Here is a 21349-nt window from a genome sequence, read left to right on the forward strand (position 1 = left end):
GCCGCATCGGCGGCATCCTGGCGAGGTGTGGGTGGGGGCGCGCGTGGCGCGGGGAAATTCCGTCCCCCGGAAGCCCTGCATGATACCAGCTTGATCACTTGGTTCCCAAGGAGGCAAGCATGCACCTTTGATATTTAGCTTGATATCGGCATTTCAAGCGCATAGAATACTGTATATGTATACAGTAGTTTGGTGCCGCGATGACTCACGATCAAAACCACGATGAAAACAATCAAGAGCACGTGATGCTGCCGCCGCCGTCGTTGAAGGCGCAAAAAGGCCGTGGCGCGGTGTCGAACCTGCAGGGCCGGTTCGAGGTGCACGCGCGCGAGGCGTATGACGATGGCTGGGAGCGCGAAGAAGAGGAAGCCGCGCCGTGGAAGACCCAAGTCACGGACGAGCTCTGCAAGTCCATCCTCAGCCGCAACGCCTCGCCGGACTTGCCCTTCAGCGTCTCGCTCAATCCCTACCGGGGTTGCGAGCACGGCTGCATTTATTGTTTCGCGCGGCCGACGCACAGCTATCTCGGCCTATCGCCCGGCATGGATTTCGAGAGCAAGATCTTCGCCAAGGTCAACGCGCCGGAAGTGCTGCGGCGCGAGCTGGCCAAGGCCGGCTACGAGCCGTCGTCGATCGCGCTCGGCGTCAACACGGATGCCTACCAGCCCTGCGAGCGCGAGCGCAAGCTCACCCGCCGCGTGCTGGAGGTGCTGCAGGAATGCCAGCACCCCGTCGGCCTGATCACCAAGTCCTCGCTGATCGAACGCGACATCGACATCCTGTCGGCGATGGCGGCAAGGCAGCAGGCCGGCGTCGCCATCACGTTGACCACGCTGGACCCGGCCATCGCGCGCACGCTGGAGCCGCGCGCCGCCGCGCCGGCCCGCCGCCTGCGCACGATACGCACGCTGACCGACGCCGGCATTCCGGTCGCGGTCAGCGTCGCGCCCATCATCCCCTTCGTCACCGAGCCCGATCTGGAACGCATCTTGGAAGCGGTGAAGGAGGCCGGCGCCGTCAGCGCCCACTACACGGTGTTGCGCCTGCCGTGGGAAGTGGCGCCGCTGTTCCACCAGTGGCTGCAGGCGCACTTCCCGGAGCGGGCCCAGCGCGTGATGAACCGCGTGCGTGAAATGCGCGGCGGCAAAGACTACGACAGCACCTTCGGCGCCCGCATGAAAGGCGAGGGCGTGTGGGCCGAGCTGATACGCCAGCGCTTCAAGATCGCCACCGAACGCCTCGGCCTGACCGGGCGCGGCAGCCGCTTTCACAACATGGACGCATCGCAGTTCACACGTCCACTGGTGGTGCCGCCATTGGGCGCGCGCGCCAAGGCGGCGGCCGATGCCGGGCAGATGGATTTATTCTGACGAGGAGGCCGTCACGCCGGTATAAACGGACAGTTCGACATCCTCAGCGAACGGCAGGGACATGAACCCGGACGCTGGCGAGCGCACCATCGCCACGTAGTCCGGATTCATGTCGGCGTTATCCGCGATGACGAGCGCGCCCGGCCGCAGCCGGCTGCGCACCAGGCCGAGGATATCAGGGTAGAGCGCCTTGGCGCCGTCGAGCAGCAGCAGGTCGACCTGTTCCGGCAGGTCGCGGGCGAGCGTTTCCAGCGCGTCGCCGGTGCGGATGTCCACCAGATCGAGCAGGCCGCCTTGCTCCAGATGGCCGCGTGCCCGCGCCACCTTGGTCGGCTCGAACTCGCTGGTGATCAGGTGGCCGCCGCCGTTGTCGCGCAATGCGGCCGCCAGGTACAAGGTCGAGATGCCGAACGACGTGCCGAACTCGACGATATTGCGGGCGCGCGAACTGCGCACCAGCATGTACAGCAGCTCGCCGGTCTGGCGCGACACCGGCAACGGCACATCCTTCAGCCGATGGTAGAGGTTGAGATATTCGGTCTTGCTGCGCAACAGGCGTTCGCGCTCGTCCTTGGACAATTCGGCGACGGCTGGAATCGCGTCGAACTGCACAGCGTCGGCTTCGTCAAACAGGCGGTCGAGCAGGGAGGCTACAGGGTTATTGGTCAGGGTTGTCATGGTGATTCCTTTCGAATGAAGAATGGATATAATATGAAGAATCCTTCACATTTCATATTCGCATTCGGAACCATCCCCATGACCGCCCCAGCAAAAGCCGCTATCTCCTCGCGCCGCAAGCCAAAACAGGCGCGCTCGGCCGACCTGGTTTCGGCGATTCTGGAAGCGGCTATTCAGGTTTTGGCGAAGGAGGGCGTGCACCGCTTCACCACCACCCGGGTGGCGGAGCGTGCCGGTGTGAGTGTGGGATCGGTCTACCAGTACTTTCCGAACAAGGCGTCCATCCTGTTCAGGCTGCAGGCGGACGAGTGGCGGGAAACGACCGCGATGCTGATCAACATCCTGCAGGACGCGCAGAAGCCGCCGCTGGAACGGCTGCGCCTGCTGGTCCACGCCTTCCTGCGCTCGGAATGCGAGGAGGCCGAGATCCGCACCGCGCTCAACGACGCGGCGCCGTTCTACCGCGACACGCCCGAAGCGCACGAGACGCGCTCGACTGTCGACCGCATCATCGAGGCCTTCATGCGCGAAGCCCTGCCCACGGCGACGGACAGCGTGCGCACACTAGCCGGCGACCTGGTCATGACGACCTTCAGCGCGGTCGGCAAACAGTTCTCCGAAACGCCGCGCACGGAGCAAGAGATACACAGCTACTCGGAAGCGCTGGCCGATATGCTGTGCGCCTACCTCGCCAGCCTGAACTAGCGGTTTCAAACCCCGTCCAGCACGAAGGCGGCAGCCTGGAAATCCCCTTCCAGCACGACATCGATTCCACGCCCCATCCAGTAAGCGCCGCTGGCACGTTGCGGTGTCTGCGCGGTCGCGCTGCCGGAAATCACACGTAGCGCATAGTTGCGCTTCGGATCGAGCCCGCGCAGCTGGATGGCCGGCTGCGCATTGCGCCTGCCGCCAGAGTGCAGGAACGCGAACAGCACGGCCTGCTTGCCATCCTGCGCCACGGACAGCGTGGCCGAGCGTGCCGACCCGCGCTGCGGCGACACGAGACGGTAAAGGTCCCCCCGCTGCACCGTCGACCTGATAGTCTTGTATTCCGCGACCAGGCGCTTTGCTTTCGCAAAATCCTCTTCCTTCCAGTGGTTCAGGTTGGCGCCGATACCCAGCGCGCCCTGCATCGACGACAGGAAGCGGTATTCCAGCGACGTCACGCGCTTGTTGAGGTAGTTCGGCGCGTCGGTCACCCAGGCCATCATGATCCCTGGCGCATAGGCGTGGCTGAAGCCGTCCTGGATCAGCAGCCGGTCGAACGGATCGGTGTTATCGGATGTCCACACCTGGTCGGTCAGCGCCATGATGCCGAGATCGACGCGGCCGCCGCCGCTGGCGCAGGATTCGATCTCGACTTTCGGGTGGCGACGGCGCAGTTCGGCCAGCAGCTTGTACAGGTTTTCCACGTAGCTGACATACAGTCTCTGCTGCTCGCCGGTTGCCGCCTCCGGCCAGCCCGGCTCCGACCACGCGCGGTTGTGGTCCCACTTGAGGAAGGCGATGTCATGCTCCGCGAGGAGCTTGTCGAGCACGGTCAGCAGGTGCTCATACACATCCTTGCGCGCCAGGTTCAGCACCAGCTGGTTGCGTGCCTCGCTGCGCGGCCGGCCCTTGAAGTTGATGACCCAGTCCGGGTGGGCGCGATACAAATCGCTGTCCGGATTGACCATCTCCGGTTCCACCCACAGCCCGAACTCCATGCCGAGCGCATTGACCCGCTTGATCAGCGGCGCCAGTCCGTTCGGGAATTTTTGCCGGTTGACGAACCAGTCGCCCAGGCCGGCCTTGTCGCTATTGCGCGCGCCGAACCAGCCATCGTCGACAACGAAACGCTCCACGCCGATGCTTGCCGCTTTCTCGGCCAGCGCCACCTGTCCCGCTTCGTCGACGGCGAAAGTCGTCGCTTCCCACGAGTTATAGAGAATGGGGCGCAGTCGCGGCTGCGGCGCGCCAGGCAGGATGCGCTCGCGCTGGTAGCGGTGGAACATGCGCGACGCGCCGCCTAAGCCGCCCTCCGAATACCCCGCGTGGAACACGGGCGACGCCAAACTCTCCCCCGGTTTCAGGCGATAGGCGAAGTCGAAAGGGTTGTAGCCGGCGGTCGTGCGGACGCCGCCCAGCGCATCCATATCCACATGGATGCGCCAGGAGCCGCTCCATCCCAGCGCACCGAACCATACGGGGCCGGATTCTTCCTCCGTGCCGGCCTGGCTGATCGCGATCCAGGGATTGGCCTGGTGGGAGGTCACGCCCTTGCGGCTTTCAATCACAATGGAGCCCGGCTCGATCGGGCGCGTCTGCAATGCGAACTCGCCGCCCCAATGCCCCGTGAGGTAGGAAAGGCGGTAGTCATCCCTGTATGGCAGGCTGATGCTCGCCGCCGCCAGCTGGTCGAGCTGAATCCAGCTGGCCGTGCGGTTTTCCACCACGGCCGAGCGGGCCAGGATGCCTGTCGCCGCATCCATCGCATACGTGAGGGTCACGTGCACGGCGCGGCTGGCGTCCTTCATCCGCACCACGATCCGGTCCTTGTCGAGCTGGTGGCTCACGTAGCGCAAGACGAGGTCGCGCACGCCGTCCGGGAACGTCACTTTCAGGGCCGGCTCCACGGTCAGGCCACCGCCAAAGCCCGGGAACTCGAACGGCGTGATCGTGACCGGCATTTCATTGGAGGAGTTCTCGGGCACCGGCACGGGCGCCGCCAGCCTGTCCTCGCCCGACAAGGCGCTGCCCCAGTACATCGACTGCAACTGCCCGTCGCTGTTGACGCCGAACGCGTACGTAACGCCCGCCCCATCGAGCCGGAACACCTTGGTGGCTTCATCCGCGGAAGGACTGGCCATGACAGAACCGTCGAGGGCGATACCGGCGAGGCCGCCGAGAAGTTGCATGCAGAGGTTGCGGCGGCGCTGGTCGATATGGCTCATAGGGTGTGGGCTCGCGATCGTTATCGTTACGGTTGATGATTCTTTAGCGCGGCCAGATGGCGTTCGATCTCGAACACATGCTGGTCATGGCGGCCCAGTTCGCGCAGCGCGTGGGCCAGGTGATTGAGGTAGTCGCTGTTCGGCCCGCTGGGCCCGGCGGAGCGGGCGATGTGCAGCGCAATCTCCTGCTCGGAGGCGGCGCCGAGGAAGGCCGTGTTGTCCGGCGTGGCGATGTAGACCAGGCCTTCGACGCTGTCGCTGTCCTCAAACGTGATGGCGATCGCCAGCCGCAGGTAACCGTTCTTCTCGCGATGATCCAGGTGCGCGAACACTTCCGGCGTCACCAGATAGGCCATGCCGTGGCACACCGCGCCGGGCTCTTCGATGATGGTCACCACCCGGCCCGGCGCCTCTGGCGTGCCGCGATGGTCGTGCGAGCCTTGCCAGAAGCGCCGCGTCCAGTTGGCGATGCTGGCCGGGCGGCGTTCAAGGTAGGGGAAGTCGGCCTTGTAAATCAAGGAGCCATAGCCGAACAGCCAGACGCTGTGGTGGCCGTCGAACTGGTCCATCTTCTGATTGATGGCGATGGTATCTGCTGTCATAAGTCAATTATAAAACGATCAGCCCTGCGGCACATTCCACTGATGAGCCGCAGCAAACTCTTGCAGGAAGGCGACGAAACTCTCGGCAGCGGGGGACAGCGCCCGCGCGTTGCGCGTGTAGACGAAGAAGCGCCGCGTCAGCGCCGGCGATTCCAGCGGCCGCATCTGCAAACCGTACAGCTGCACCATCTTTTCCGCATACGGCAGGCAGACCGTGATGCCCAGGCGCGCATGCACCATCGCCAGCGCGGTGGTCATGAAGGTGACCTCGTTGTACGGGCTCAGCGACTGTTCGCGGAACGAGGCGTGCATGTCGCGCAGCAGCCGCTCGGTGAACTGGCCCTGCAGCGAAATCAGCGGAAACTCGTTCACATCGGCCCAGGTGATGCGCTGGCGCTGCTCCAACGGATGGCCGGGCGGATACACCACCACGAACGGCATCTCGAACAGCGGCTGCGCCTCGATCTCGGCGGTGGTGTCGCGGTCCGGGCCGATGCCAAAGTCGGCCTCGCCGCTGAACACCCGCGCCGACACCATCTCGACCGGGCTGTCGGCCAGCCACACCTGCACGTCCGGATAGCGCGCTTTGTAGGCTGCGATCACCTCCGGTATCAGCGTGCAGGACAGCATCTGCGGCGCCGCCACCCGCACCGAACCCTGCTTGAGTGCCTTGCGGCTGGCGATGTCGGCCATCGCCCGGTCCAGGTCCTGCAGCATCTTTTCGAACAGCGGCGTGAGCTCGCGGCCGATCTCCGACAGCTGCGCCTTGCGCGTGGTACGCTCGACGACGCGCACCCCCAGCATCTGCTCCAGCTCCTTGATCTGTCCGCTGAGCGCGGATTGCGTCACATTGAGATGCTCGGCGGCCAGCGTAAAGCTGCCGGTTTTGGCGAGCGCCACCAGGGCGCGCATCTGGCGCAGACTAGGATTCATCGGGAAATCTGATAAGTGAGCTGGAAAATATTGTTTGTATGATATCTGAAATTCGCATTTAATGCGGAATGACTGAGTTGGAGACAAACATGAAAATCAAGCAAATACACCACGTGGCCTACCGCTGCATCGACGCCAAGCAGACCGTCGAGTGGTACGTCAAACACCTGAACATGGACTTCGTGCTGGCCATCGCCGAAGACGAAGTACCGTCCACCAAGGCGCCGGACCCGTACATGCACGTGTTCCTGGACGCCGGCCACGGCAACGTGCTGGCCTTCTTCGAGCTGCCGACGCAGGCACCGATGGACCGCGACCACAACACCCCGGCCTGGGTGCAGCACCTGGCGATGGAAGTCGAGACCATGGACGAACTGCTGGCCGCCAAGGAGCGCCTGGTCGCCGCCGGCATCAACGTGATCGGCCCGATCAACCACACCATCTTCAAATCGATCTACTTCTTCGACCCGAACGGACACCGCCTTGAACTGGCGGTCAACACCGGCACGCCGGAGATGATGCAGAAGCTTGACGCCGTCAAATGGGAGATGCTGGAAGAATGGTCGCAGACCCGCAAGGCGCCCAAGCACGCCGCCTGGATGCACGCACCGGAGGTGAAGGCATGAAGCTCGCAACCCTGAAAGACGGCAGCCGCGATGGCCGCCTGGTGGTGGTCAGCCGCGACCTGTCGCGCTACCAGCACGTACCGAAAGTCTCCGCCACGCTGCAGCACGCGCTGGACAACTGGGAGCTGGTGTCCCCGCGCCTGGAGACGGTCTACGCCTTGCTGAATTCCGGCGACGCCGTCGACACCCATCCGTTCGACCAGCAGTACTGCCACTCGCCGCTGCCGCGCGCCTACCAGTGGGCCGACGGCTCGGCCTACATCAACCACGTTGAGCTGGTGCGCAAGGCGCGCAACGCCGAAGTGCCGGCGTCCTTCTACACCGATCCGCTGATGTACCAGGGCGGCTCGGATAGCTTCATCGGCCCGCGCGATCCGATCTTCGCGCTGTCCGAAGAATGGGGCATCGATCTGGAGGCCGAAGTGGCCGTCATCACCGGCGATGTGCGCATGGGTGCCAGCACCGACGACTGCGCAAAAGCGATCCGCCTGGTCATGTTGGTCAACGACGTCTCGCTGCGCAACCTGATCCCGAACGAACTGGCCAAGGGCTTCGGCTTCTTCCAGTCGAAAGCCGCCAGCGCCTTCTCGCCGGTGGCCGTCACGCCGGACGAACTGGGCGCGCACTGGGCCGACACCAAGCTGCACCTGCCGCTGCTGGTGGATCTGAACCAGCAGCCCTTCGGCAAGCCGAACGCCGGCGAAGATATGACCTTCAACTTCGCGCAGCTGGTGGCGCACGCCGCCGCCACGCGCGAGCTGGCGGCCGGCACCATCATCGGTTCGGGCACGGTGTCGAACAAGCAGGGCAGCCTGCATGGATCGAGTATCGCCAACGGCGGCGTGGGTTACTGCTGCCTGGCCGAGGTGCGCATGTACGAGACCATCGAAGGCGGCAAGCCGCAAACCGGCTTCCTCAAATTCGGCGACAGCGTCCGTATCGAGATGAAGGACGAGCAGGGCGCCAGCATCTTCGGCGCCATCGAGCAAACCGTCACGCACTACAAAGAGCGCAGCTAAAGCGCCGGCGAGGCAGGAGGAGACCAAGATGGAACAACAAGTAGATATCCCCGCACTCATCGACCAGAACAAGATCGGCGCCTTCCAGATCGGCGTCTATTTGCTGTGCGGCCTGTGCATCCTGATGGACGGCTTCGACGTGCAGGCGATGGGTTACGTGGCGCCGGCCATCATCCAGGAATGGCATGTCAGCAAAGCCAGCCTGGGGCCGGTGTTCGGCGCCGGCTTGCTTGGCATGCTGGCCGGTTCGCTGGTGTTCAGCGTCATGGCCGACAAGATCGGCCGCCGTCCGGTGCTCATCGGTGCGACGATGTTCTTCTCGGTCTGCATGCTGCTCACACCTTCGTGCACCACGCTGGAACAGCTGCAATGGCTGCGCTTCGTCACCGGCATCGGCCTCGGCGCCATCATGCCCAACGTGATGGCGCTGGCGGGCGAGTACAGCCCTGCGCGGCGCCGCGTCACGTTGATGATGCTGGTCTCCTGCGGCTTCACTGTGGGCGCCGTGGTTGGCGGCCTGGCTTCGGCCGCGCTGATCCCGTCGTTCGGATGGCAGTCGGTGTTCTATGTCGGCGGCGTGATGCCGCTGGTGATCGGCGTGCTGATGATCTTCATGCTGCCGGAGTCGATGCAGTACGTGGTCCTGAGCGGCAAGCGCGTCGAGCGCGTGGCGCAGTGGCTGCGTCGCATCGATCCATCGTCCACCGTGCATGCGGGCAGCCGCTACCTGGTGCATGAGAAGGCCGGCAAGCGCGGCTCGGTGACGGAACTGTTCCGCGAAGGCCGCGCGCGCACCACCGTGCTGCTTTGGCTGGTCAACTTCCTCAACCTGCTCAACCTGTACTTTTTGTCGAACTGGCTGCCGACCATCCTCAAGGGCGCCGGCCTGTCGACCAGCATGGCAGTTTTGGCCGGCACCATCCTGCCGGTCGGCGGCACCATCGGCACGCTGATGATGGGCCAACTGATCGACCGTTCCAGCTTCCGCCGCGTGCTGATACCGGGCTTCCTGGTGGCCGCCGTGGCGATCGTGCTGATCGGCCGTCCGGAAGCGTCGCTGGCCTTCCTGTGCCTGGCGATCCTGGTGGCGGGCTTCTGCATCGTCGGCGGCCAGCCCGCTGTGAATGCGCTGGCGGCCAACTACTATCCGACCACGCTGCGCTCCACCGGCATCGGCTGGAGCTTGGGCGTGGGCCGCGTCGGCTCCATCATCGGCCCGGTGCTGGGCGGTGAGTTGATACGCATGAACTGGCCGAACAGCACCATCTTCATTATCGCCGCCGTGCCGGCGCTGCTGTCCGCCGCCATGCTGTGGATGATGGAGCGTCCGCAGGCAGCCCCCATTCTTGAACGAGATTTTGCATGAAGCTTTATACCTACTTCCGCAGCACCGCCGCCTACCGCGTGCGCATTGCGCTGAACCTGAAAGGCCTGGCCTACGAGGCCGTGCCGGTGCACCTGTTGCGCGATGGCGGCGAACAACTCGCCGAATCCTACCGGGCACTCAATCCATCGGCGCTGCTGCCGACGCTGGACGACGACGGCAGCGTGATCGGCCAGTCGCTGGCCATTATCGAATATCTGGAGGAGACCCGCCCGCAAGTGCTGCTGCTGCCCGCCACCGCAACCGACCGCGCCCGCGTGCGCGCGCTGGCGCTGACCGTGGCGGCGGATACGCACCCGCTGGGCAACCTGCGCGTGCTGAAGTACCTGAAGGGGCAGTTGAGATTGACGGAGGAAGTCAAGCTGGAATGGCAGCAGCACTGGCTGCGCACCGGCATGGCGACGCTGGAGCGCATGCTGGCCGACGATATGCGCACCGGCGGCTACTGCCACGGCGACACGCCGACGCTGGCCGACTGCTGCCTGGTGCCGCAGGTATTCGGCGCTCAGCGCTTCGGTGTGGACATGACGCCGTATCCGACCATCATGCGCATCTTCGATGCCTGCGCCGAGCTGCCTGCCTTCCAGCAGGCGCACCCGTCGCAGCAGCCGGACGCCGAATAGGCGCAGGCAGGATCAGAACCGGGTGGTCAACGTCACGCTCGCATTGCGCGGCGCGCCCGGCTGGATCTGCACGTTGTTGATGGCCGATTCGTAGAAGCGCGCATTGCCGACGTTATTCAACTTGAACCGCACGTCGTAGCGCTTGCCGCGATAGCCCAGCACCGCGTCCACGCGGCCGTAGCCGGGCAGGCGCACAGCATTGTCGGACAGCGCGAACTGGTCGCCGCTGAGCAGCACGCCCAGGCCGGCGGTCCATGCGCCGCCCAGTTCCTGGTCCACCCACAGCGACGCGCGATGGCGTGGCGTCATCTCCGCCCGGTTGCCCCTCGGGATATCGTTGGACGCCACGATGCGCGCATCGTTGTAGGTGTAGGACGCGGCCAGGTGGCCGCCTTGCCACAGCGCGCCTTGCAGCTCCAGCTCCACGCCCTGGTTGCGCTGCTTGCCGACCTGTAGCTGGCGCAGGCCGGCCGTATCGGTCGGGTCCAGCGTCAACTGGTTGCGCTGCTCGACGCGGAACAGCGCGGCGGTGGTGTAGAAGCGGCCGCCCATCCAATCCTGTTTGTAGCCCACTTCCTGCAAATCCGTCTGCAACGGCTTCACTTGCGACAGCGGCGTGCTGCCGGTGTACAGCAGGTCGCCGCCGCCCGGCTGCGACGAGCGGCTCAGGTTCAGATACCACGACTGACCGTCCAGCGGCTGGTACACCAGGCCCGCGCGCGGCGAGAAGACGTTATCGGTGCGCTCGCCGAACACTTTGGTCAGGCGATTGGTTTGCTCCTGCTGGAAACGATCGAAGCGTACACCCGCCAGCGCCTTCCACTGCGCGGCGATGGTGATCTGGTCCTGCAGGTACAACGCCTGCGTCTTGGCCGTGAACGCGTTGTTCAGCGAGACCGGCAGCGTGCCCAGGTTCGGCGCTGGCAGCGCATGCTGCGGCGCGTACAGGTTCACCGGAAAGGCGATGCCGGTCTGCGCGGTGACGACGTCGCGCTGCTGGTCCGACAACTCCAACCCGGCCAGCAACGCATGCTGCCCCAGCGTGTACGTCAACTCGGTTTGATTGATCAGGTTACGCTGCGTCTGCGGGAAGTAGGTGATCTGGCGCGACACTGTGTTGTCCGCGTTGACGCGGCGGTTGCGGGTGTTCACGCCCTCAAGTTCGGTGCGGTTGTATTGGAAGGTGTTCTCCAGCTTCAGGCGGTCGTTGAAGCGGTGTTCCAGTTTGGCCTTCGCCATGTCGCTGTCGGTGCTGGTGTAGTCGTAGCCTTCGCCGTAGAAGGTCGACGGCGACACCGCGACCGGACGGCCCGCCAGCGATGGCACGCCGCGATCCGGCGTGCGGTCTTCGCGCTGCACCTCGGCTTGCAGCAGCAGCGAGGTGGCCGGCGACAGTGCAAACTTCAGCGAAGGCGCCAGCAGCTTGCGCGTGTGTTCGACCACGTCGCGATAGTTGTCGCCAGTGTCATACACGGCGATCAGGCGGCCGTTGATGCTGTCGCTCAGGGCGCCGCCGGCGTCGACGCTGACGCGCCGCTCCTTATCCGACCCCAGCGTGGCGGAGACTTCGGTGTCCTGCTTGGCGCGCGGCTGCTTGCTGACACGGTTGATCAGGCCGCCGGCCGAGCCGCGTCCATACAGCGCGGCCGCCGCGCCCTTGATCACTTCGATCTGCTCGACCGTCGCCAGGTCGCGCGAATACAGAGTGTCGTCGCGCACGCCATCGAGGCTGGCGTCGCGCAGCGAGTAGAAGCCGCGGATGTAGAACTCGTCGCGCCGGCCTTCGCCTTGGCCGGCCACCACGCTGCTGACGTAGTCCAACGCATCCTTGCTGGTCAGCGCTGCGCGGTTGCGCAGGTTTTCCTGGGTGACCACGCTGACCGATTGCGGCGCGTCGAGCAGGCTGCCCTGGGCCTTGGTGCCGGCGGCGGCGACGGCGGCCAGGCTGTCGCTGGAAGCGGTCACGGTAATCTGCTGCATGGTTTGGATGTCGTCCGCCTGGACGGAGAAAGCGAGGCCCGCCAGCAGCAGGGGTAATGGTTTAAGAACTGTTTTCATGTTTGGGAGAGCGGTTGTTATAAGGATGCCGCTGCGCCGTTGACGACGCCGAGCGGGTGATACAAGGGAAGATAGCTGGCTTGGCGATCGGCCTGACGCAGGAAGCGCGTCAGCAGATTGCCTTTGGCTGGCAGAGGTTCGCCCGCCAGCAGCCCCTGGATGCGGCGGCTGGCGGACGGATTGGGGAACTTCGCCAGATAGTCCTGCAGCGTATTGCGCAGCACTCCCCATAGGCCCAGGTACAGCGTGTGGTTGCCGTTGGCGATGGTGGCGATGACCTCGCACAGGTTATTGACGAACAGGCAGTAACCGATGCGTATCCAGGCCCGTTCGTCGGTGCAGCACAATGCCGACAGCGTGCCGGGTTCCAGCTGCATGGCGTGGGCCTGTGCCTGCGCCTGCGGCGCAAGCCGCGTGAGCTCCAGGTCGCGCACGATGAAGTGGCTGGGCGCACCTTCGCCGTCAAGCCCAACGACCGTGTTCTGCATGTGCGGCTCGAACGCCACGCCGTGTTCGAACAGCAGATACAGGATGGGATGTACCGCGTTTTCAGCATAGCGCGCGAACCAGCTGCGCGCGGCCTGCTCCAGTGTGTAGCCGCGATGCAGCGCATAGCGTTCGATGTGGGCGAAGACCCGTTTGCGTCCATGTTCGCCATTGCCGAACAACGCGGCGCACACAATCGGCTGCACACCCTGTTGCAGCAGGCCGGCGACGCCTTCCCGCAGCAGCACGCCAAAACCGTTGGCCAGCTCCGGGTCGGCGCCGGGCAGGTCAACGGTGACGTAGGCCTGTTCTTCCAGCACGCTGAACCTGGGGAAGCGGCTTTGCATGTCGGCCTGCATGATGCGGTACAGCCGCGTGCCGGTCAGCGCGCCTTGCAGTTCGTGGCGGGCGTTGTTGCGAATGCAGTTGGTGATGCGCATATTCAGCGACAGCTTGACGAAGGACGCTGCGTCCCCGGCCAGCAGGGTGCGCACCGACGCCGTCGGATGGAAGTGGCGGCCATGAGGGCCAAGGTCGCGGATTTCACCGCTGCGCAGGGCGCTGGCGATACGCGGCTGGCGGCGCATCCAGCCGGCCTGCCACGGATGCAGCGGCAGGATCGCGCCGCCTTCGCTGGCCTGCAGACCGTCGGCATCGAGTGCTTGCAGCGCGCCGGCGTCGATGCTGTCGCTGAGCAGCCATTCCTGCGGAAGCTGGAAGTAGTGCAGGCGCATGCTGGCCTTGTGCTCCGGCGAGTAGTCGCGCTGCTCGGCGGGCGACCAGTCGGAGCGGCTTTTCGGCGCGGGATGGAAGGGGTGGCCGGTCAGCAGCCCCTGTTCGCTCTCGATATAGGCCTGCAGCGGCGTGGAGCCGGTTGCGGCAAGCTGCATCGGTGGTGCCGGGCGGCGGTCCATCACGTCCTGCATGGTGGCGATGCTGTCGCCGATCTGTTGCAGCAGTTCGTCGTTGAACGGTGTCGCGGCGCGGCGCGACAGGTCTTCGATGATGAGGCGCGCCAGTTCCCGCCAGCCGGCGTCGCGCCAGGCGTCCTGGCCCCTGCGCAGGTAGACGCCGGTGGTGTAGTCGAAATTGGCTGTAGCCGATACGTGCAGCACGCCGACGCACAACTGGCTGCCCACGCGGGGCAGGGAGATTTCCAGCACCTGTCCATGATAATCGGCGGGCATCGCCGGATGCGCGCCACGGCCGGCCGGCAGCACGGCGAGCGTGTGCTCCTGCATCGCCACCTCGCGCGCATAGCAGTTGATCAGCAGGCGGCCGTGCTGGCGTTCGGCGAAGCTCTCTGCATCGGAAGGCGCGGGTTGCAGATGTCGGGCTGACAGCGGTGAGTTCATAGCAGTCTCCATTTCAGTGAAATAAACAGCGCGGCGACGACAGCTGCGCCCAACCAGAGCGGGGCGGCATAGCCGAGCGATGGCGCCAGCAGGCTGGCCAGCAGGCCGGCGCTGACGGCGCCCCATTTGTTGGCCCCTTCCAGGCTGCCGAAGTGGCGGCCGACGTGGGCGATGGTGGATGTGGCAGCGGCCAGCGTGTTGATGGCGAGGTAGGCGCCAGTCATGCCGATGCCCATCAGGATGCGGCCGGTCAGCAGCATCGGCAGCGCGTCGGCCAGTGCCTGCAGCAGCAGGCCGGCGCTGGTCAGCGCGGCATACCATCCGAGGGCGGCGCGGGCATTGGCTTGACCGAGCTTGCGCCCCAGGGGCCATGCCAGCAGCAGGAACAGCGCGTGCGGCAGGCCGAACATGATTCCGGCCGTGGCGGCGCCGATCTGCAGCCGCTGCGCGAGATCGCTGACGAAGTAGGGATAGGACAGCACGGTGCCGATAGCGAACAGCGCCTGCAGCCGGTACAGGTTCGTCGCGCTGACGCCGCAGCCACTGTCGCCGTCGGCGATGGCCTGCGCGCCGGACGGGACGCAGGCGTTCGCAGCGGCCGATGCCTGCACGGACCGGCGCGGTGCAGGAGCGTCCGGCAGCAGGTACAGCACCACGCAGGCGGCGCCGGGGAACAACGCCAGGTACAGGAACAGCTGCAGCACGTTGGCGTGGCCGCTCATCATGCCGATCAGCGCCGGGCCGGCGAACAAGGCGGTTCGGGCCGACGCCTGCATCACGCCGAGCAACGTCGCCAGCCGCGCAGGCGGCAGCTGTTCCGCCAGATAGGCGTTGGACGCGGAGAAGGTCCCGCCCAGCAGCCCTTGCAGCATCAGGCCCAATGCGAATTCCAGCGGCGTGCGCGCCAGGCCGGTGAGGATAAAGCTGAGGCACAAACCAGCGTGCGCCCGCATCAGCGAGGCGCGCCGGCCGATGCGGTCGGCCAGCCGCCCCCAGGCCGGGTTGGCGATGGCTGCGGCCAGCGTCGGCAGCGTGAAATACCAGCCGGCCAGCGCTGCCGATGGCGCGTTCGCCGGGAAGCTCGATTCCAGTATCCGGGCATAGAACGGCGGCATGCACAAGGCTGCGAACGCCGCGCCGAAATGGCCGGCGACGGTGACCATCACCGCGCGCGTCGTCCCGGCCTGCCGCGATGCGGCTTGCGCGATGCTCATGGGCGGCGGCCGCTCTGGATCGGTGACGTCGACGCCGGCGTCTGCGCGGCGGCCAGCGGGTTGCGGACCGTGCGCAAACGCTGTGTGTTCCATCCGAGCAGGCGGCGCGCGGCCAGGCACTCAATTCGCAGCCGTTCGCCGAGCAGATCGAACTCGCGATGGCGTGCGGCGTTTTCCGGGAAGCGCGACTGATAGGCCAGGACGGTGCGCGCGGCCTGGGCCCAGAACTGCGCCTCCGCGTAGCCGTGATGGCGCTCCAGCCGCCACGCCAGCTCACCCAGGTTAATAAAGAACAGCACTTCCAGCAGGTAGTCGCGCGCCTCCGTCGGCGAGTCGAACATAAAGCCCGCGCTGGCATTGAGCGCGTTGCGGTAAGCCGGCGCGGTGCGCAGGCCGGCCAGTTGCGCTGCATTGGTGGCGCCTTGCAGATAGTGCAGGCCACCGGGCAGGTCACGGATGGCGATGCGGCGCGGCAGACCATCGCTCAGGATCAGCAAGGTGTTTTGCGCGTGGCATTCAAGCAGCACACCGTGCGCCATCATCAGATGCAGCAGCGGCGGCACGCTCGCCTCCAGCAGCGCGGCCACCCAGCGTTCCGCGCCGTGCCGCGCCAGCCACGGGGCGATGGTCAGTTCGCCGTCAGCGGTCAGCGTCGTCAGGGCGGTCATCGGGAAAACCTGTTCGCCCTCCGCCAGCACCGACTCCGGTGCGCTGCGCCAGATCGCGCCCAGCATGCCGTAGGCGCCGCTGCGCTGGCGCGCCGCCGCGATCGTGATGCCGGCCGGCTCGGTCAGTATCGCCAGCCGCTGGCCGTCGGCGAGAAAGGCATCGTCGCGGCAGATGGCATCCAGCCAGTGCGAGATGATGGGCGCGTTGTGCACGTGGTGGTCGGAGAGGATGCGGTCGGCCGAACTATTGGCGATGGCCAGCGGCAGCTTCAGGTTGCAGCGGCCATCTTCCGCCAGGCTGCTGAGCGAGCGTATCGATTGCTGCGCCAGCCATTCGACGCGGCCCGCGCCCAGGTGCAGCAAGGTGCCGTCGGCCAGCCAGTCGGCGAAGTGCGGCGCCACGCCATGCTCCCATTGCCAGGGATGCACCGGCAGCAGGCGGTAGCGCGCCGGCGCGCGGCCTTGGGCTTCGACCAGGCCAAGCAGGCGGTGGTACTCCTCCGTTCCCAATTGCGACTGCACGAAGCTGTCGTAGTCGAGGCCCGGCAGCAAATGAGTTTCGCTGGCCTCGCGGTCGATCGCCAGCCAGGTCAGCACGATGGCCTGCGCGAACTCCGGGCCGTAGCGTCGGTGCTCGTCGATGCTGAAGCCAATGCGCGAGCGGAAGCAGGGATGGTAAGGGTGGCCGTCGCCCAACTCCGCTTCCTGCAAGGCGTAGGGCGATTGCAGCGTGGCCTGCGGCGCCGCCGTCATCGACCAGGCCTGCTTGAGCGCGGTCTGCTGCAGCTCGGCGACGAAGCGGCGCAAGGCCTCCGCCTGCGGTTGCAGGTGCCGCACCAGCGCCGATACCACGGTGGGGATGTCCGGCGTCGGCTGGCCAGAGGCGCGCACCTCGCCGCACAGCCGCAGGCGGTCGAAGGCGCTGCGGCCCGCGATATCGATGTTGTAGACCAGCGGTGCATCCTGCTCGTCCCACCCCTCCAGCCACAGCCGGTTCCGCTGCGGTTCGATGACGCCGGTCAGGCAGCCCTCATTCCAGAAGGCTTCGATGAATTGACGCAGCGTGCGGGCATGGGCGGCGGCGTAGTGGGGAAGGAATGCAAGGGTGTGGGGCATGGCGGAGTTTTATAAGATGAAAGCTTGTCTTAAATGCTATGCCGCCAGCTTATCTGTCAAAGATGAGAATGTCAACGCAAATGATAATGATTCGTATTTGAATGTCGAGACAAGGAAGAGCGGGCAAGCCGCGAGGTCAGGCGCTGATCACCCGGTCGCGCCCTTCGTGCTTGGCCTGGTACAGCGCCTTGTCCGCGCGGGAGAGCAGCGACGAGGCGCTGTCCGGCGCGCCCTCCGGCACCGATGCCGCCACGCCGATGCTGACGGTGAGCGCGATCTGCTCGCCGTTGTCGCCGGCGATGCGCAGGGCCGCGACGTCGCTGCGTAAGCGCTCGGCGGCGCCGCTGGCGACATCGATATCGGTTTCCGGCATCAGCAGCACGAACTCCTCGCCGCCGAAGCGCGACGCCATGTCGATATTGCGCATGCCGCCCGCCAGCGCCTTGGCCACCGCCACGATGGCGCGGTCGCCGGCCTCGTGGCCGTAGATGTCGTTGACGTTCTTGAAGTGGTCGATGTCGACCATCAGCAGCGACAGCGGATGCTTGAAGCGGCGGCTGCGTTCCAGCTCCTTGTTGATCTGCTCCGTCATGCGGCGGCGGTTGCCGATGCCGGTCAGCGGATCGGTGGTGGCCAGCTGTTCCAGCTTGGTGTTGGCCACCATCAGCTCCAGCGTGCGTTGCAGCACGCGCGCTTCCAGCTGGTTGCGTTCATCGTGCAGGGCGGACAGCGTCTGCCGGCGCCCACGCAGCGCGACGATCAGCGCCGAGATCAATATCCCCTCCAGCACGATCAGCGTGGCGCCGGCCAGTATCTGCCACAGGTACTCCTCGAAGATGCTGCGCGGCCGGTTGACCCATTGCGCCGTCGGCGGAATGTTCTGCAAGTGGAAGCGCTGCGCCGCGCCGTAGTCGAACAGGTAGCCGGGAATGCCGGCGATGTCGGGCTTCCGCTGCATCACGATGGCGGCGATGGCGCGGCCTATGCGCTCGGCGCTGACCACGTAGCCGCCGACCGTGCCGGGCGTCACGATGGGCTCCCAGTTGGTGAACAGCGGAACCTGCGTAGTGGCCACCAGCCTGCGTGCGATGTCCACCGGCCGGCGCCGGGCGCCGGTGCTGTCCTGGTAGGTGGGCAGCAAGAAGATGGCGCTGCCTGGCCGCAGCAGCGCTGCCTGGCGGAAGATCTCCTCGTAGCTGAGTTGATCCCAGTATTCGAAGCGTATTTGCTTCTCGTAGTTGCTGGCAGCCTGGCGCACCCCGTCCACCGATTCCTGCATGCGCTCCGTTCTGTCGCCGATCACCACCACATGCCGCACGTCCGGCTTCACCTGCGGGATGATGCCGATGGCGCGTTCGAAACTGGTCTGCACCTGATAGGCGATACCGTCGGAGGGCGTCCAGTTCAGGCGTCCGTGGTTTATGTAGTGGCGCGGCACGCCGCGAAACAGGTCGGGGTGCTCACTGAGGAAGCGCGCCGCCACATAGTTCTCGGTGATGATGGCGTCGAACTGGATGCGCGCGTACTTGGTGCGCAGGTAGGGCTCCATGCTGGCCTGCGCCTGCTGGTCACCGACACGCACGGCGTCGAAGCGCTCTTCGAAAATACCCAGCGAGGAGGTCAGGTTTTTATCGGCCAGTTCGGCCGCCAAACCCTTGCTGATCAAGCGCTGCCAGGACGACGCCGAATCGGAGCCCAGCGAATACAGCACCAGCACCTTGCGCTCGCCGGCGGCCCACACCGGCGCCGCCAGCATCGTGATCAGCAGCGCGCAGCCAAGCAGCAGCCGGCGCCAGAGGTGGCGTGGCCCGGTTCCGTGCGCGGCAGGTGGGCAGTCCTTGTACAGCATGTCGGCGTTGAATCCGAAGGCAAAAAAGGCGGATGCGGCGAAATTTGCATTCAGGAAAGTCTAGCACGCTTTACCTGGCGATTGTTGGGTGTCCTTCGTCATGCGGCGCGCAAGGCGTCGACGATTTTCATGCGCGCCGCGCGCAGCGCCGGCAGGAAGCCGCCGACCATGCCCATCGCCAGCGAAAACATGAGCGTTTTGACCACGATCGCCGGCGTCAGGCGGAAGCCGAAGGCCAGCTCGGAGAAGGACTGGAAATTGGTGGTCGAGAAGGACAGGAACTGCATCAGCGAGGCGCAGGCCAAGCCCAGAGCACCGCCCACCAACGCCAGCAGCATCGACTCGGCCAGGAAGGCGGCCAGGATGCTGCGGCGCTGGAAGCCCAGCGCACGCAAGGTGCCGATCTCGCCGACGCGGTTGGCCACCGAGGCGTACATGGTGATGGTGGCGCCGATCATCGCGCCGATCGAGAAGATGATCGACAGGATCAGCCCCAGCACGCTGATGAAGGTCGACAGCGCTTTCGACTGGTCGGAGTAGAAGGTCTGTTCGCGCTTGGCGTCCAGCGTCAGGCGCGGATCGGTTTCGATGTCCTTCTTGAAGCCATCGAACAGCGAGGTGTCGGCCAGCCGCAACACCATGGCCGAGTAGACGTTGCGGCGGAAGGCTGGCATCAGCTGGTCGGCGTCGCCCCAGATCTCGGAATCGAAACCGCTGTTGCCGGCGTCGAACAGGCCGACCACGGTCCACTGGCGCTGGCCGAAGCGCAGCGTCTCGCCGATGCCGGCGCCCTCGAAGCGGCGCGCGATGCTGGCGCCGGCGATGATCTCGGAAGCGCCGGGGCGGAACATGCGGCCCGCCGTCAGCTTGACCTGCGGTCGCAGCATCAGCCCGCGCGGCGAGATGCCGCGGATGATGACGTTGGACGGCTTGGCCGAGCCGCGCTTGTTGAGCGAAATGAGCACCACCGTTTCCTTTGACAGCAAGGGCTGGCCGTCGGCGCCGAGCGCGATGGCAGGGTGGCTGGAGGCCACGCTGGCCTGGGTGCGGTCCACGCCGCTCTGCACCTCGGTGTCGGCCGAGCGGCGGGTCAGGATCACGTTGTCGTATTCGCCGGTGGTGACCATGGTGTTGCGCAGGCCCTCGTCCAGCATCAGCACCGTGGCGAACACGAACACCACCAACGCCAGGCCGGCGCCGGTCAGCGCCGTGGTCAGGCGCCGCGCCCACAGGTTGCGGGCCACGTAGGAGAGCGGGATTTTCATGGCTGATGCCTCACCCTATGCTCCTCAAGCCGTCGACGATGTTGATGCGCACCGCGCGGATGGTCGGCGCGATGGCGGCGACGGCGCCGATGACCAGCGCCGCCAGCACCTGCAGGATCACCGTCTGCTGCGACACTTCGAACACCGGGAACATGGTGCCCATCACCTTGCCGAGGAAGGCCGCGAACGGGAACAGGACGACGATGCCGATCGCCGCGCCGAACGCGGACAGCAGCAGCGATTCGCCCAGTATCATCAGCGTCAGGAAGCCGGGGCCGAAGCCGAGCGCCTTCAGCGTGGCGTACTCGCCCAGCCGTTCGCGCGCACTCATGGCCATGGTGTTGGCCATCACCGCCGCGATAATGACGATGACCACGAACGACACCACGCGGATCGCCACCACGATCGCCTCGGACATCGACACGAAGCCCAGCTGGAAGGCTTTCTCGGTCTCGGTCAGCGTTTCGGCCAGGGAGTTGGCGAACTCCTTGTCGACGGCGGCGGAGATGGCGGCGGCGTTTTCCGGCTGGTCGATCTGCACCACGTACACGCCGATCTGGTTGGCGCGGCGCGGCGTCACCTTCTTCATCGTCTCGTTGACGTAGTCCCAGTGGAAGAACAGGGTGGCGGTGTTGGTGGTGCTTTGCCTGCCGTCGTAGATGCCGCGCACCACCAGCTCCCAGTTGCCGGGGTAGATGGTGCCCTTGAGCGGAATGATGTCGCCGACCTTGAAACCATATTGGTCGGCCAGCTTGCGGCCGACGATGCAGCCCTTGCGGTCCTTGAGGAAGGCGGCGCGGTCGTCCGGCGGCAGCAGGTAGTCGGGATAGATGTCCAGGTAGCTCTCGCCGGAGATGGCGAACTGCGCGAAGAAGTTTTTCGGATCCTTGTACGTGCCCTGGAACCAGTTGGCGAAACCGACGCCGGACACGCCCGGCACCGCGCGGATGCGCGCCTGGTAGGACAGCGGCAGCGGGAACACCAGCGAGGTCTTGTTGCGCGTGACCAGCGTGGTGTTGGACGCTCCTTCGGCGCCGGCGTACCAGGCATCGACCACCGTCTGCAGCAGGCCGAAGGAAAAGATCGCCACCACCAGGCCGAGGATGGTCAGCGAGGTGCGCAGCTTGTGGCGCATGGCGTTCTTGAAGATCAGCCGCAGCGTGTACATGG

Annotated in this window: 17 protein-coding genes; 6 read left to right on the forward strand and 11 right to left on the reverse strand. The window is 65.6% G+C overall.

The features are described from left to right. Positions 1-245 precede the first annotated feature (245 nt). Complete coding sequence (locus ACEN9O_RS17845; protein WP_495618501.1) at positions 246-1370, forward strand: PA0069 family radical SAM protein; 1125 nt, start codon at positions 246-248, stop codon at positions 1368-1370. Here the strand turns inward: ACEN9O_RS17845 and ACEN9O_RS17850 are convergent. Continuing rightward, positions 1362-2048 carry an O-methyltransferase gene (locus tag ACEN9O_RS17850; protein WP_495613189.1) on the reverse strand — a complete coding sequence of 229 codons (687 nt, stop codon included), beginning with the start codon at positions 2046-2048 and terminating at the stop codon, positions 1362-1364. The two genes, ACEN9O_RS17845 and ACEN9O_RS17850, sit on opposite strands and share 9 nt — an antisense overlap. Positions 2049-2081: 33 nt before the next feature. Here ACEN9O_RS17850 and ACEN9O_RS17855 point away from each other — a divergent pair, with 33 nt between their 5' ends. Beyond that, on the forward strand, positions 2082-2753 hold the full coding sequence (locus tag ACEN9O_RS17855; protein WP_495613190.1) for a TetR/AcrR family transcriptional regulator: 672 nt from the start codon (positions 2082-2084) through the stop codon (positions 2751-2753). Between the two features lie 5 nt (positions 2754-2758). Here the strand turns inward: ACEN9O_RS17855 and ACEN9O_RS17860 are convergent, their stop codons facing one another. The 3 genes from ACEN9O_RS17860 to ACEN9O_RS17870 are packed head-to-tail and all read right to left on the reverse strand — an operon-like array spanning position 2759 to position 6516. Then, a complete protein-coding gene (locus ACEN9O_RS17860) occupies positions 2759-4981 on the reverse strand; it encodes an alpha-galactosidase (protein WP_495613191.1) in 2223 nt (740 codons plus the stop codon). 26 nt (positions 4982-5007) lie between these two features. Beyond that, the gene (locus ACEN9O_RS17865) at positions 5008-5583 is read right to left on the reverse strand and encodes a gamma-glutamylcyclotransferase (RefSeq protein WP_495613192.1); all 576 of its coding nucleotides are present in this window, start codon (positions 5581-5583) and stop codon (positions 5008-5010) included. Between the two features lie 18 nt (positions 5584-5601). Further along, positions 5602-6516 (reverse strand): LysR family transcriptional regulator, encoded by a 915-nt coding sequence (locus ACEN9O_RS17870; protein WP_495613193.1) that lies wholly within the window; start codon positions 6514-6516, stop codon positions 5602-5604. A gap of 89 nt (positions 6517-6605) precedes the next feature. Between ACEN9O_RS17870 and ACEN9O_RS17875 the strand changes: the two genes are divergently transcribed. Genes ACEN9O_RS17875 through maiA form a run of 4 tightly spaced genes read left to right on the forward strand, consistent with a single transcriptional unit; the run spans position 6606 to position 10168 of the window. Beyond that, positions 6606-7142: a VOC family protein gene (locus ACEN9O_RS17875; protein WP_492924217.1), complete on the forward strand. Its 537-nt coding sequence runs from the start codon at positions 6606-6608 to the stop codon at positions 7140-7142. Then, entirely contained in the window at positions 7139-8161 is a 1023-nt protein-coding gene (locus tag ACEN9O_RS17880) for a fumarylacetoacetate hydrolase family protein (RefSeq protein ID WP_495613194.1), read from the forward strand. The genes ACEN9O_RS17875 and ACEN9O_RS17880 overlap by 4 nt, the downstream gene beginning before the upstream one ends. Positions 8162-8189: 28 nt before the next feature. Next, on the forward strand, positions 8190-9527 hold the full coding sequence (locus ACEN9O_RS17885; RefSeq protein WP_495613195.1) for an MFS transporter: 1338 nt from the start codon (positions 8190-8192) through the stop codon (positions 9525-9527). Next, entirely contained in the window at positions 9524-10168 is a 645-nt protein-coding gene (maiA, locus tag ACEN9O_RS17890) for a maleylacetoacetate isomerase (protein WP_495613196.1), read from the forward strand. The genes ACEN9O_RS17885 and maiA overlap by 4 nt, the downstream gene beginning before the upstream one ends. A gap of 12 nt (positions 10169-10180) precedes the next feature. On the opposite strand, the gene ACEN9O_RS17895 is transcribed toward maiA, so the two are convergent. The 7 genes from ACEN9O_RS17895 to ACEN9O_RS17925 all read right to left on the reverse strand — a co-directional run bounded on the left by ACEN9O_RS17895 (position 10181) and on the right by ACEN9O_RS17925 (position 21347). Beyond that, on the reverse strand, positions 10181-12148 hold the full coding sequence (locus tag ACEN9O_RS17895) for a TonB-dependent receptor (protein WP_495613197.1): 1968 nt from the start codon (positions 12146-12148) through the stop codon (positions 10181-10183). A gap of 95 nt (positions 12149-12243) precedes the next feature. Continuing rightward, positions 12244-14067, reverse strand: coding sequence for an IucA/IucC family protein (locus ACEN9O_RS17900; protein ID WP_495613198.1), 1824 nt, complete (start codon positions 14065-14067; stop codon positions 12244-12246). After that, a complete protein-coding gene (locus ACEN9O_RS17905; RefSeq protein ID WP_495613199.1) occupies positions 14064-15281 on the reverse strand; it encodes an MFS transporter in 1218 nt (405 codons plus the stop codon). The genes ACEN9O_RS17900 and ACEN9O_RS17905 overlap by 4 nt, the downstream gene beginning before the upstream one ends. Beyond that, complete coding sequence (locus ACEN9O_RS17910; protein ID WP_495613200.1) at positions 15278-17065, reverse strand: IucA/IucC family protein; 1788 nt, start codon at positions 17063-17065, stop codon at positions 15278-15280. The genes ACEN9O_RS17905 and ACEN9O_RS17910 overlap by 4 nt, the downstream gene beginning before the upstream one ends. Before the next feature lie 136 nt (positions 17066-17201). Then, a complete protein-coding gene (locus tag ACEN9O_RS17915) occupies positions 17202-18914 on the reverse strand; it encodes a diguanylate cyclase (RefSeq protein WP_495613201.1) in 1713 nt (570 codons plus the stop codon). Between the two features lie 98 nt (positions 18915-19012). Beyond that, the gene (locus ACEN9O_RS17920) at positions 19013-20179 is read right to left on the reverse strand and encodes an ABC transporter permease (protein ID WP_495613202.1); all 1167 of its coding nucleotides are present in this window, start codon (positions 20177-20179) and stop codon (positions 19013-19015) included. 10 nt (positions 20180-20189) lie between these two features. Further along, complete coding sequence (locus ACEN9O_RS17925; protein WP_495613203.1) at positions 20190-21347, reverse strand: ABC transporter permease; 1158 nt, start codon at positions 21345-21347, stop codon at positions 20190-20192. Positions 21348-21349 lie beyond the last annotated feature (2 nt).

The sequence above is a fragment of the Duganella sp. Dugasp78 genome (genome assembly GCF_059491455.1).